The sequence below is a fragment of the Gibbsiella quercinecans genome (assembly GCF_002291425.1).
In the GTDB taxonomy this organism is placed as follows: Bacteria; Pseudomonadota; Gammaproteobacteria; order Enterobacterales; family Enterobacteriaceae; genus Gibbsiella; species Gibbsiella quercinecans.
Map to the genome: position 1 here is coordinate 808,631 of NZ_CP014136.1, position 13,645 is coordinate 822,275.

General features: G+C 56.3%; 10 protein-coding genes. 5 read left to right on the forward strand and 5 right to left on the reverse strand.

Annotated elements, in window-relative coordinates; translation table 11 throughout:
* The first annotated feature begins 33 nt into the window (after positions 1–33).
* Complete coding sequence (locus ACN28Q_RS03770) at positions 34–1,182, forward strand: integrase core domain-containing protein (RefSeq protein WP_095845103.1); 1,149 nt, start codon at positions 34–36, stop codon at positions 1,180–1,182.
* Between the two features lie 124 nt (positions 1,183–1,306).
* Here ACN28Q_RS03770 and ACN28Q_RS03775 read toward each other — a convergent pair whose 3' ends face one another.
* The gene (locus ACN28Q_RS03775) at positions 1,307–2,674 is read right to left on the reverse strand and encodes an APC family permease (protein WP_095845104.1); all 1,368 of its coding nucleotides are present in this window, start codon (positions 2,672–2,674) and stop codon (positions 1,307–1,309) included.
* 302 nt (positions 2,675–2,976) lie between these two features.
* On the opposite strand from ACN28Q_RS03775, the gene ACN28Q_RS03780 reads away from it, so the two are divergent.
* The 4 genes from ACN28Q_RS03780 to ACN28Q_RS03795 all read left to right on the forward strand — a co-directional run bounded on the left by ACN28Q_RS03780 (position 2,977) and on the right by ACN28Q_RS03795 (position 8,114).
* Positions 2,977–3,327, forward strand: a complete 351-nt coding sequence (locus ACN28Q_RS03780; RefSeq protein ID WP_131929007.1) for a hypothetical protein — start codon at positions 2,977–2,979, stop codon at positions 3,325–3,327.
* A gap of 25 nt (positions 3,328–3,352) precedes the next feature.
* Positions 3,353–4,864, forward strand: coding sequence for a sugar ABC transporter ATP-binding protein (locus ACN28Q_RS03785; RefSeq protein WP_095845106.1), 1,512 nt, complete (start codon positions 3,353–3,355; stop codon positions 4,862–4,864).
* Positions 4,861–5,856 (forward strand): ABC transporter permease, encoded by a 996-nt coding sequence (locus tag ACN28Q_RS03790; RefSeq protein ID WP_095845107.1) that lies wholly within the window; start codon positions 4,861–4,863, stop codon positions 5,854–5,856. The genes ACN28Q_RS03785 and ACN28Q_RS03790 overlap by 4 nt, the downstream gene beginning before the upstream one ends.
* A gap of 272 nt (positions 5,857–6,128) precedes the next feature.
* A complete protein-coding gene (locus ACN28Q_RS03795) occupies positions 6,129–8,114 on the forward strand; it encodes a ligand-gated channel protein (RefSeq protein ID WP_095845108.1) in 1,986 nt (661 codons plus the stop codon).
* Positions 8,115–8,948: 834 nt separating this feature from the next.
* Here the strand turns inward: ACN28Q_RS03795 and ACN28Q_RS03800 are convergent.
* The 4 genes from ACN28Q_RS03800 to yieE form a co-directional block, all read right to left on the reverse strand.
* Complete coding sequence (locus tag ACN28Q_RS03800) at positions 8,949–9,737, reverse strand: ABC transporter ATP-binding protein (RefSeq protein ID WP_095845109.1); 789 nt, start codon at positions 9,735–9,737, stop codon at positions 8,949–8,951.
* Positions 9,737–10,819: a FecCD family ABC transporter permease gene (locus ACN28Q_RS03805; RefSeq protein ID WP_095845110.1), complete on the reverse strand. Its 1,083-nt coding sequence runs from the start codon at positions 10,817–10,819 to the stop codon at positions 9,737–9,739. The genes ACN28Q_RS03800 and ACN28Q_RS03805 overlap by 1 nt, the downstream gene beginning before the upstream one ends.
* A gap of 240 nt (positions 10,820–11,059) precedes the next feature.
* The gene (locus ACN28Q_RS03810) at positions 11,060–12,538 is read right to left on the reverse strand and encodes an amino acid permease (RefSeq protein ID WP_095845111.1); all 1,479 of its coding nucleotides are present in this window, start codon (positions 12,536–12,538) and stop codon (positions 11,060–11,062) included.
* Between the two features lie 150 nt (positions 12,539–12,688).
* Positions 12,689–13,555 carry a DNA-binding transcriptional regulator YeiE gene (gene yieE / locus ACN28Q_RS03815; RefSeq protein WP_095848906.1) on the reverse strand — a complete coding sequence of 289 codons (867 nt, stop codon included), beginning with the start codon at positions 13,553–13,555 and terminating at the stop codon, positions 12,689–12,691.
* Between the last annotated feature and the right edge of the window lie 90 nt (positions 13,556–13,645).

Sequence of the window (13,645 nt, forward strand, 5' to 3'; positions counted from 1 at the left end):
ACTGGCACAGTTAACGAGATAGGGAGGTTTACTGTGCCTTGGCCTGAGAGTGTTACCATGCAACGTTTGCAATTTGTCACCGCTTGTCTGAAGGGCGATACTTCTGTCGCTGAGCTATGCCGCCGTTTCAACATTAGTCGCAAAACTGGCTATAAGTGGCTGTCCCGATTTTCTCCTGATGATATTTCCTCTCTTTCTGACCATTCCCGAGCTCGCCATCATCAACTTTCCATACCGCTGCCAACGGTGGAATTGCTTCTTGAGAAGAAACAGCAGCACCCTACATGGGGCCCGGAAAAGATAAGACAATTACTTTTGAATATGGATGTTTCGGATGTGCCCGCTGCCAGTACTATTGGGGGCATATTTAAGATCCATGGCCTGACAAAAAAACGTAATCGATTGAAATACAAACCCAAACGGTCTTATGTGCTCCATAAGATAAACCAGCCAAATGATGTCTGGAGCGCGGATTTCAAAGGCAAGTTCACCCATACAACCGGACGTTGGTGTCATCCTTTCACACTGACGGATAACTACAGCAGAATGGTACTTGCCTGTGATGCCACGTATTTACCCGATGGGAAATTTGTCATTCCCTGCCTCGAGCGAGTCTTCCACGAATGTGGTTTGCCCCAGGTTCTACGCACCGATAACGGTCCACCTTTTGCCGGTGCCGGGCTGTGGGGATTAAGCCAGATGTCTATCTGGCTAATCAAATGTGGTGTTACTCCCGAGCGAATTCGCCCAGGGAAACCGACAGAGAATGGACGTCATGAAAGAATGCACAGAACAATGAAAGAGGGAATGAAACAGTGTCATAAATTTGCCTCTCTGGAGGAACAACAGACATGGCTAAACACATGGAGAAAAGAATTTAATGAAGTTCGGCCACATAAGGCTCTGGGAGGAAAAACGCCCCAATCAGTCTGGTGTCCTTCCCCCCGGATTTATACTGGGGCACAAAAGGAGATGCCGGTACCAAAGGGGGCGAAGTTACTGCGTGTGGAAGTGAAAGGTGATTTATGGTTCAACGGCCGACGAATCTTCCTATCGGAGGCCCTCAGGTATGAATGGGTGTGGATGAAAGAAGTTGACGATGACACGGACGAAATAGGGTTCGGGGAGTTGGTATTGGCCCGGTACGATAGACAGAACCATCGTATAATCCGGGCTGATTAAAGAATAAATGCGTTACCTATGAGGCTGGTCAGATCTGTAACCTATGTGCCCGGTTCATACACTCTGCAGGCCCCTTGCAACTGAATACGGCCCGGCGCAGGCCGGGCTGTTTCATCAATGGCTATCAGGCAAGATCTTCACTCGCCTGCGGCACCGGCAGACGGAATCTGCGGGTAACGAACGCCAGATAGATCAGGCCGATCGCCGCCCATACCAGGCCCAGCGTCATTGAGCTGCTTTCCAGGTTCAGCCACAGCGCACCCACAGTCAACGCGCCGATAACCGGCAGCACCAGGTAGTTGAAGTTATCCTTCAACGTTTTGTTACGTTTCTCGCGGATGTAGAACTGGGAAATCACCGACAGATTGACAAAGGTGAACGCCACCAGTGCGCCAAAGTTGATCAGTGCGGTCGCCGTCACCAGATCAAACGATACGGCAGACAGCGCAATCACCCCCACCAGCAGCACATTCAAGGCCGGCGTACGCCACGTTGGGTGTACATAGCCAAAGAAGCGCGATGGGAACACACCGTCACGGCCCATCACGTACATCAGGCGGGAAACGCCCGCGTGCGCCGCCATGCCGGAAGCCAACACGGTCACGCAGGAAAACACCAGAATGATCGACTGGAAGAACTTACCGGCCACGTACAGCATGATTTCCGGCTGCGATGCGTCTGGATCTTTAAAGCGTGAAATATCCGGGAAATACAGCTGCACAAAGTAAGACACCACGATAAAGATAATGCCGCCGATCAGCGCTGTCAGGAAGATCGCCTTCGGGATCACCTTTTCCGCGTCTTTGGTTTCTTCAGACAGCGAGCTGATGCCGTCAAAGCCCAGGAACGAGAAGCAGAGGATGGTCGCACCGGTGATCATCGGCACCACGTGTGCGCCCTCGCCCCAGAATGGGCGGCTGCTCACCAGGGTACCCGCCCCTTCACCATGTGACACACCGTTGATCACCAACCCCAGGAACACCACCATGATCGCCACCTGCACAACCACAATGATGGCGTTCAGGTTAGCCACCAGCTTAATGCCGCGCAGGTTAAAGAAGGTCATCAGCGCCACCAGCGCCGCGACAAAAATCCACGACGGCACGCCTGGGAAAATCGCCTCAAGGTAAATTTTCGCCAGCAGAATGTTGATCATCGGCATGAACAGATAGTCCAGCAGCGATGACCAGCCCACCATAAAGCCCACGTGCGGGCTAATGGCCTTCTGTGCGTAGGTATAGGCAGAACCGGCGGAAGGGAACTTACGCACCAGTTTGCCGTAGCTGACCGCCGTAAACAGAATCGCCAGCAGTGCGAAAGCGTAGGCGGTGGCAACGTGGCCATCGGTCAGGCCAGAGACGATGCCGAAAGTATCGAAGATGGTCATCGGCTGCAAATAGGCCAGCCCCATCATCACCACAGGCAGCAACGTCAAAGATTTACGCAGCGTCGCGCGCTGTGCCGGTGCGGCGGTGCAGATGTTATCGGACATTGTTCAGCCCTCCCTGACCTTCAACCTGGCGCAGAGTAGACACGCCAAGACTTAAGGCAGCAGGGAAACTTCGCAACGTGCGAACCAATGCTGAAAGAGGGGGATTTGACGCTGGATAACAGCGCAGAGCGGCCTGAATTGCTCCATAATCGCTGCCGACACAGCGGGATCCGGCGGGTACCGGCGCGAAGGTGAAAAATTGCCCCATCTTACTTATTCCTCAATAGTGGCGATCATGAAGTTTTGGTTGATCGCGCACAAAACGGTTTATCTATCCGGCTCTCAGTCCGGCCTCTCTATGAATGAAACACACGGTTGCAGAACGCAAATGCAAAAAAATAACCGACGCTTTAAGGCGTCGGTTATTTGCACGGCGCGTATTTTGCACCAAAAAAGCGCCGGAAGGCAAGATCGATAAAACAGACAACCGCTATTCTTTTACCGATCGTCTGGGAAACATCCGAACGGGCAAACAATTCGTCTGGTTATCCTCTCATTGGATCAGCGCCGCTGCGGAGCCGACCCAGATTATGCTGCCAATCGTTCGAGAAACGGGCTTTTACGCCACCATAACCACTTTTATCTTCGTTAGACCATTTAGTTTATTGCTAAAAAATAAATCTGTGTTAAAAAAGGGCTCTCTAGCCATCTAAACACCTAAACGTCTTTAAGTACATTATGCCAACCGTAACGCCCGCACGCCTTGAGATGCGCAATATTTCCATCGCCTTCGCCGGCTTTAACGCGCTGAAAAATGTTGATTTCACCCTGCAGGGCGGATCCACCCATGCGCTGATTGGCGCAAACGGCGCGGGGAAGTCCACGCTGATGTCGATCCTGTCCGGGGCCTACAGCCACTATCAGGGCGATATCTTCATCGACGGTGAAAAGGTGGACATTCACTCACCGCAGCAGGCGCGGCGCCATGGCATTCACGTGGTGCAGCAGGAAGTGGACGTCGCCCTGATCCCAACGCTCTCCGTTGCGGAAAACATCATGCTGGACTGGCTGAACCAGCCGGGCCACCTGCTCAGTTGGAAGCAATTACACCAACAGGCACGCTCGCTGCTTGGCCAGCTTGAGCTGACCATCAACCCGCGCCAGCCGCTGGCCGATTGCACCCTGGCGGAAAAACAACAGGTGCTGCTGGCCCGCGCGCTGTCGCACCGCTGCCGTTTTCTGGTGCTGGATGAACCCACCGCCCCGCTCGATCGCGCTGAAAGCGAACGCCTGTTCAAGGTTGTGCGCCGCCTGCGTGCCGAAGGCATCGGCATCGTGTTTATCTCGCACCGTATCCATGAGCTAAGCGAAATCTGCGATCGGCTCACGGTGCTGCGCGACGGGCGCCACGTTAGCGAAGACGCCATGCGCGGCCTGAGCGGCGAGCAGATCGTGGAAAAAATGCTCGGCCACCGTCTGGATGATATCTACCCGCCGCGTCGGCCGCCGCACGGTTCGCAGCCATTGCTCCAGGTGCGCGGGCTGAACGATCGCCACAAGCTGGACGATGTGTCACTGACGCTGCATAAAGGCGAGATTCTCGGCATCGCCGGCCTGGCCGGCGCAGGGAAAACCGAGCTGTGCAAGGCGCTGTTCGGCGCCAGCCAGGCCAATGTGGAGCAAGGTGAACTGCACGGCAAAGCCTGGGCGCCGCGTTCGCCGCACCACTCCGTCGCGCAAGGGCTGGCGCTGGTGCCGGAAGAGCGCCGCAAGGAAGGCATTTTTATTGATGAAGCGATCCCAATGAACCTTAGCGTCAGCGCCGACGACAGCTTTTCACGCTGGAGCCTGTTCAGCCGCCGCCGGGAACTGCGCTGGGCGCTGGATATTATGCAGCGCCTGGGGGTGCGGGCCTCTGGGCCACAGCAAAAGCTGGCACGCCTTTCCGGCGGGAACCAGCAAAAAGTGGCGATCGGCAAATGGCTGCGCGGCGGCGCCGACGTGCTGATCTTCGATGAGCCCACCAAAGGGGTGGATATCAAGGCCAAGCAGGATCTGTTTACCCTGATCGACGGCCTGGCGCGAGCCGGCAAAGGCATTATTTATGCCTCCGGCGAGTTCTCGGAGTTGGTTGGGCTGTGCGATCGCATTTGCGTGCTATGGGATGGCCGCGTGGTGGCGGAAGTGAACGCCGCCGATATTGATGAAGAAACCTTATTATTATATTCCACCGGAGGAAAACCAGAGTGAGTAAAGAATCATCCCTGCAGCGGGCGCTGCCGTGGCGCCACCAACTGTTTGAGTTTTTGTATAAATGGGGAATGTTACTCACCGTTGTCGTGTTGATTGCCCTGTTCGGGCTGGCTTCGGATAATTTTCTCGATCCTAACAACATCATCAATATTCTGCGCTCGATCGCCATCGTCACCGTTATCGCTATCGGCGTGTCCATTTCGCTTTCCGTCGGCGGGTTCGATCTGTCGGTGGGCTCCACCGCGTCGCTGGCCAATGCGCTGGTGGTTTCCCTGTTCGTCTGGTACGGCTTCGGCACCACCGGCGCCATTGTGCTGACGCTGCTGATTTGTATGTTGGTCGGCCTGTTCAACGCCTTCCTGATCGTGGTGTTGAAAATTCCGGATATGTTGGCCACGCTCGCCAGCCTGTTCGTGATCCAGGGCGTCGCGATGACCTACAGCTACGGCGGTTCCATCACCGAGAATATGGTGCTGCCAAGTGGCGATATGGCGGAAGGGGTGATCCCGGCGGTGTTTTCCAGCCTGGGGCAGGTGCCGGTGATTGTACTGATCATGCTGGCGGTGACCATTGTGATCCAACTGTTCCTGTCGCTGACCAAGCACGGCCGCCGCATGTACGCCATCGGCGGCAACCCGGAAGCGGCGCGCCTTTCCGGCATCCGCACCGTGCGTTACAGGGTTATTGCTTACGTCATATCTTCGCTGCTGGCGGCGCTTGGCGGCATTCTGCTCGCGTCACGTATCGGCTCCTCGCAGGTTAACGCCGGCGGCGGTTACCTGATGGATGCGGTCGCGGCGGCGTATATCGGCTTCTCACTGGCCGGCTCCGGCAAACCCAACGCGTTGGGCACGCTGGTGGGGGCGGTGATCCTCGGCGTATTGCAAAACGGCCTGGTCATGCTTTCCGTACCCTACTATGCCATGGATATCATCAAGGGGCTGGTGTTGGCGCTGGCGCTGGCAATCACGTATATCCAGAAACGTTAATCTTATCGGCACGGCGCCCAGCCGTGCCTTCCCCTGCAAGTCCCCTTCCCCCATCGCTCCCCAACCTATCACTCTGGCTGCTACGTTGATCGCCCAATAAACGCACAAATGCTAGTGATTATCATTTGTGTTTACATTTATTCCGATTTGCTTACAATGTCTTTGCAGTAAACACACAGTGTGGAGATCGCCCGTCCGCGACGACCCCTCCCGTGAAGCCTTTACGTAATGTTTAACAGGGATTTTTCCCCTCAAGCCAGGAATTTAGCAACATGGACCAGCTAAACGAGAACAAAATCGGGGCATTACTCATCGCAACGCTCGCCAGCACCGGTGCTTATGCCACCCAGGAAGACACCATGGTGATCACCGCCAGCGGCTTCCAGCAACGGATTCAAGATTCCGCCGCGTCGATTTCAGTGATCCCGCGCCAGCAGATTGAAAATAAAGCCTACCGGGACATTACCGACGCGCTGAAAGACGTGCCGGGCGTGGTGGTTACCGGCGGAGCCAGCAGCAGCGATATCAGCATCCGCGGTATGTCTTCCAAGTACACGCTAATCCTGATCGACGGTAAACGCGTGGATACGCGCGGCACCCGGCCCAACAGCGACAATGCCGGTATAGAACAAGGCTGGTTGCCGCCGCTGGAAGCGATTGAGCGCATTGAAGTGGTACGCGGGCCAATGTCTTCGCTCTACGGCTCCGACGCCATGGGCGGCGTTATCAATATCATTACCCGGAAAACCGCCAATAATAAAAACTGGCTGGCCTCGGTGCGCGGCGACGCGACCTTCCAGGAGCGCAGTGCCGCCGGCGATCAGTTCCAGACCAATGCGTACGCCGCCGGCCCGTTGATTGAAGGGCTGCTCGGCCTGCGCGTCAACGGCCTGTTATCACGCCGTGCCGAAGATCGCATCATCAACGGTTATAACGAACAACGCATGCGCAGCGGCACCGCCGTCTTCAACCTGACGCCGGATGAAAAAAACGAGTTTGATTTTGAAATCGGCCGTTCATTGCAGGATCGCAACAGTACGCCAGGGTTTTCCATAGCGGCGGAAAACTGCCGTAACGGCCGATGCACGCCAAACAGCGCCAGCAACAGCCTTTATGCCCGCACCAACTACGCCATTACCCATAACGGCTATTACGATTTTGGCAATACCACCAGCTACGTTCAGCGCGAAGAAACCACCAACCCCGGGCGCGATATGAAGCTGAACAACACCATTTTCAACACCCAAACCCAGTTGGATCTGGGCAGCCATCTGTTCAGCATCGGCGGCCAATACCGCTACGAAGATCTGCACGATGGCGGCAATCAGCTGGAATCCGCCGATGGCTTGAGTAAATTGACGCGCTGGAGCTGGGCGCTGTTCGCCGAGGACGAATGGGCATTGACCAATGATTTTGCCCTCACCAGCGGCATCCGTATGGATAACGATCAGAACTACGGCAGCCACTGGACGCCGCGCATGTATGGCGTATGGCACTTAACCGAACGGTGGACGCTGAAAGGCGGCGTTTCCGCCGGTTACCGCTCGCCCGATCTGCGCATGGCATCGGCCAACTGGGGCCAAATCACCGGCGGCGGCAGGAAATCCATTATCGTCGGCAATCCCGATCTGAAACCGGAGAAAAGCCTGGGTGAAGAGATTGGGGTGATGTGGGACAACCAGCAGGATATGAGCGCTGGCCTCACCCTGTTCAACACCGATTTTAAAGACAAGATCACCGAAATGCGCCGCTGTGACAGTGGCAACGGCGATCCGGTTTGCGATCTGGGCGGTACGGCCTATTACTTCATCAGCGATCGCGTGAATGTGGATAAGGCCAATATCCGCGGGGTGGAAGGCAACGCCAGTTGGACGATCACCCCGGCCTGGCAAGTGACGGCCAACTATACCTACACCGAATCAGAGCAAAAAAGCGGTGTGCAGAAAGGCAAGCCGCTGAACAAAATGCCTAAGCATATGTTCAATACAGTTATCGACTGGAAAGCCACGCCGGATCTTGATGTGTGGTCGCGTCTTAATTTCCGCAGCAAAACCTCGGAGTATTTAAGCCGCGTTTCCATGAGCAAGGGTTCGCCGTCTTATACCTTTATTGATGTAGGGGTGAGCTATAAGGCGAATAAGCGGCTGACGGTGAATGGCGGGGTGTATAACCTGCTGGATAAGACGGTTGATTACAGTAACTATGAAACGGTGTTGGATGGGCGGCGTTATACCGTGGGGCTGGCGTATACGTTCTAAGCGTTACACTGTTTGGCGCCTTCAATGGCTTCAACACCGGTGCTCCACTCACCAAATCAATCGTCTTTGAGATTAACCCATGTCAAAACCGGTGGTTAGGTTGCCCGGTGGCGATAGATTCTGGTTTTGACCTTCCGCGCGCATCTTGGCCTGCCGAGCAAGGCACCGTTGCCAGGGGCAATCGGCCACGGACGGCCGGTTGAGGCGAGACAAACAGGGATGTTTGTCGTAGCCGACCCGTCCGGCGACGGGGACGCCGCGAGGGTACCCGCGCAGCGGGCAGGCCATGTTAAGCGCAGGCCGGGGTGTCGGGGCCGGGCCTTCGGCCCTGACAATTGCCGTGCGCGATTGCCGCAAAGAAATTCGATACGATTAAGGCAATTCCACTTACACAGCGGGTTACAGAGTACGGTTTCGGCATCGTTCTTTGCCCTGACCGAGAGGGTTTCGGTCGCTATAACTCGGTCGCTTTTTGTCGCACCGTAGCCCGCGCCCGAGTTAGGGGCCGATGGCGCGGCCCCTTACGACCCGCGCCTGCGCCATATCAGGCGGCCGCTGCGCGGCTGCCCTCACTGTGTCACTGCGCATCACGGCCGGCTACGACAGGCGTCCCTGCCTGTCTCGCCTGAAACCGCCGTCCTGGCGGTTTCGCCTATGCTACGTTCCGCCGTTCGGCGCCTTCAATGGCTTCCACACCCGTGCTCCACTCACCAAATCACTCGTCTTTGAGATTAACCCATGTCAAAACCGGTGGTTAGGTTGCCCGGCGGCGATAGATTCGGGCAATTCCATTTACGCCGATGGTAGCATCGTGCGGTTTCAGCAATACGCCAATTACATCACCGGCTCATTGATCAAACCATCAATCAGCACCTGCGGCGTTCCCCGCGAACAGCGCTCAATGCGCCCACGCACGCCATACACCTGCGCCAGACTCTCCGGCGTAATCACCGCCTCCGGTACCCCATCGGCAACCACATTGCCGTCTTGCAACATCAAGACGTGGTCACCGTGGCGCAACGCAATATTGATATCATGCACCACCACGATGGTAACGATATTGCGTTTGCTGGTTTCCCTGCGCACCAGATCCATCACGTGGAACTGATAATTGAGATCCAACGCGCTAAGCGGCTCATCGAGCAACAGTAAAGAAGGCTGGCGAATCAACGATTGTGCCAACCCCACCAGCTGCTTCTGGCCACCGGAAAGCTGATCAAGATAGCTCAGCGCCAAATGGGCGATGCCCAATTGTTCCAACAGAGCCATCACGTCGGCCTCGCTGCCGGCATGGCTGCGCCCACCGGAGGCGCGCTGCGCCACTATCACCGATTCCAGCACGTGCAAATGCACACCGGCCGGCAACGATTGCGGCAAATACACCACCTTCTCGGCCCGGCGGGCAAACGGCATTGCCATCAGGTTATTGCTATCCAGCCACAGCTTGCCCTGCGCCGGGTTCAGGCCAGCCAGCGAACGCAGCAAGGTTGATTTCCCACTGCCGTTCGGCCCCAGCAGCACGGTGATTTTGCCGCGTGGCAGCATCGGCACCGATAAGTTGCGGATAACCTGGCGCTTGGGATAACCGGCGCAAAAATCCTCAATCCGTAATCCAACGCTCATCAGACGTTCCCCCGATGGCGCAAAATAATACTCAGGAAGAACGGCACGCCCACCAACGACGTGACGATACCGACCGGGATGATAATCCCAGGCACCAGGTTCTTCGACGCGACAGACGCCATCGACAGCACCAATGCGCCGATCAGCGCGCTCGCCGGCAGGTAAAAACGGTGATCCTCGCCAAACACCATGCGCGCGATATGCGGCGCCACCAGGCCGATAAAGCCGATAGGCCCAACAAACGCTACGGCCAATGACGACAGGATACTGATGCGCAACAGCGTCGCCAGCCGCAGGCGGCGCACGTCAATACCGAAACTGACGGCGCGATCTTCCCCCAGGCGCAGCGCGGTCAGCTTCCACGAGCTCATCATCGAAAGCGGCAACAGCACGGCAAACACGCCAAGCAGGATGCCCAGCTTTTCCCACGAGGCGCGCGCCAGGCTGCCCATGGTCCAGAACACCAGCCCTTGCAGGGTATCTTCGCTGGCGATGAACTGCATCATCGAAACCAAAGCGTTAAAGGTAAACACCAGGGCGATGCCGAACAGCACCACGCCAGAGGTGGCAACCCGCGTCCAGCGCGTAATGCCATCCAGCATCAGCGCGGCAAACAAGGCGAACAGAAAAGCGTTGGCGGAAATAAACCATTGATCGGAAATGCCGGGGATACCGATACCCAGAACGATCGCCAGCGCCGCGCCAAACGCGGCGGCGGAAGAAACCCCCAGCGTAAACGGGCTGGCCAGCGGGTTATTGAGGATGGTCTGCATTTCCGCGCCCGCCAGGCCAAGCGCCATGCCCACCACCACCGCCATCAGCGCATAGGGCAAACGAATGTCCCATACGATAACCCGCGTGCCGGCGTCCGCCGCGGCGGGATCGAGCAACGTTTGCCACAGTGAGGCAAGGGAAAGCCCGGAAGGCCCCATAGTGAAATCCAGTAACAGCGATCCGACAATCGCCAGCGCAAACACCCCCATGATCAACAAGCGGTGGCGGAGAATATGGTGGTAGCGCCCCATGACGTTTGCGCCGGGCGGGCTTTTTACATCTGGCATGGGATCGGTGGTTAGGCTCATTATTTCGGATACCTGTTACGACAATGACATACCGGCGCCCCAAAGGGCCGGTTTTACCGGGAAAGCGCGCTAACAATAAATGAAATGATAATACTTATCAATCGTAGCCATCGGCCTGGCCGCTGCTCACCGCAGGTAACATGTTCTTATATATAGAATCGTGGTTTAACCACGGCGGCGGCGAAACAGACAGGAAAACGGGAAACCATCACGCGGCAGGCCGCCGCGTGATGCCGGTGATTACTTCACCTCGGACGTCGGGAATTCCATCTCACTGTATTTCACCACGCGGGTCCCGCGTGTCAGTTTGTAGCCAAACCAAATAAGCAGAAACAGCGGAATACCGATATAGGTGGCCGTCACGCCATACCAGTCAATTTTATCTTCCAAAAATGCTTGGTAATTCTGGCCCAGGGTGATGATAAGGCACAACACAAACGCAAATATCGGCCCAAGCGGGAAGAACCCGGAACGGTACGGCAATGCGTTCAGATCAAGCCCCTGCAGCTCATAACCCCGGCGGAAACGGTAGTGGCTGATGGCAATGCCAAGCCAGGCGATGAAACCGGTCATGCCAGACGTGTTCAGCAGCCACAGGTACACCGACTGGTTGCCGAACATGGAGGTCAGGAAGCATAGCCCGGCCACCACGGTGGTGGCATACAGTGCGTTACGCGGCACGCCCCCTTTCGACAGGCGGGCAAAAATACGCGGCGCCTTGCCTTCAGAAGCCAGGGTGAACAACATCCGGGTTGAGGCATACATCCCGGAGTTACCGGCCGACAACACCGCCGTCAGGATAACGGCATTCATTACCGCCGCCGCGGACAGCAGGCCGGCATGTTGGAATACCAGCGTAAACGGGCTGACGCTGATGTCTTTCACATCGTTGCGCAGCAGGCTCGGATCGGTATACGGAATGATCAGGCTGATGATCAGGATGGCGAAAATATAGAACAGCAGAATACGCCAAAACACCTGGCGCACCGCGCGCGGGATGTTCTTCGCCGGGTCTTCGGACTCACCGGCCGCAATGCCGATCAGCTCCGTCCCTTGGAAAGAGAACCCGACGATCATCGCCACACCGATCATCGCGGCAAAGCCACCGGCAAACGGCGCATCGCCCACCGTCCAGTTCTGCCAGCCGGCGTGTTCGCCACCTTTCAAAATGCCGAAGATCATCAACACGCCAATGGCAATAAAGACGATAACGGTGGTGACTTTAATCAGCGAGAACCAGTACTCTGCTTCACCAAAGCCTTTAACCGAAATGTAGTTCAGCAGGAACATCAGGCTCAGGAACAGCGCGCTCCAGATCCAGCCCGGCGCATCCGGGAACCAGTACCCCATCACCAACTGTGACGCTACCAGGTCGACCGCGATGGTCACCGCCCAGTTGTACCAGTAGTTCCAGCCCAGAGCGAAGCCAAAGCCTTCTTCCACATATTTGGCGCCGTAGGTGGAAAATGAGCCGGAAACCGGCATAAACGCCGCCAATTCACCCAGACTGGTCATCAGGAAATAGACCATCAAACCGATTAACGCATAGGAAAGCAAAGCGCCGCCAGGCCCAGCCTGGGAAACCGTCGCGCCGGAAGCGACAAACAAACCCGTGCCAATAGAACCGCCAATGGCAATCATGGTTAAATGCCGTGCTTTCAGTTCACGGCGTAGTCCGGGTGCTTGTTGCCCCTGTGTTTTTATATCCTGCTGAGCCATTCTAACCCTACTGCTCGTCGAAAAATGAGGCCGGATTGTAGCAAATACCCACCAACGGACTAGTAAACATTGCCCTGATATAAGATAGCTTCATAATCTGGGGGGGATTATTAGAAAAAACGCTGATATTAACGCCCACATAAGCAGCGCTTACAGGCGGCAATAGTCCAGAAAGCGTTGCAGCGCGTTGGAAATATGCTTCTGCCGGTGATGGATCAGATACAGCGTTCGCATCAGCGGCGGCAACGGGATCGCCAGTTCAACCAACGTGCCGCTCGCCAGCTGTTCCTCAATAACCCGCCGCGACAGGCAACTGATGCCGATGCCATGGCGCACCGCATGTTTGATCGCCTCTGAATTACCCAGCTCCATCACCAGCTTGAAATTGGGCAAACGTGACAACAACAGATGATCCAGCACTTCGCGCGTGCCTGATCCACGTTCACGCAGGATCCACGGCGCTTCGGCCAGGGTTTGCTGCGTCAACGGCTGGTGCGCCAGCGGGCTTTCCGGCGCGGCAAACACCACCAGCTCATCCTCCAGCCACGGCTGGGTCACCAATTCAGGCATATGGCACGGGCCTTCGATCAGCCCCAGATCCACCCGGAAATCCGCCACCGCGCCGATCACATCCTGGCTATTGCCCACGTTCAGCTCCAGCGGGGTGATCGGGAAATCCTGGCGATAACGGGCGATCATCGCCGGCAACATATAGTTGCCAATGGTGCTGCTGGCCGCAATGCGCAGCGCACCGCCGTCGCACAAAAACAGCTGTTCAATCTCCCCCGCTTGCTCCAGCAGCGACAGCGCCTTGGGGTATAACAGCCGGCCATGCTCATTGATCACCAGCCGCTTGCCGACGCGATCAAACAATTGCACGCCCAGTTGCCCTTCCAGATCGGCCAGCGCCGCGCTGACGGCCGATTGCGATAATGCCAGCACCACGGAAGCCTGGGTGGTTGAACCGCTTTTCAATACTTCAGTAAACACTTCTAACTGCCGCAGTGTGATATGCATAACTGTCTCGTGATCAACGCCGTCCCCGGCCATCCCATGGTGATTATCGCCAACCCCATGCCGTTACCACTTATAATGATAGATTATAAA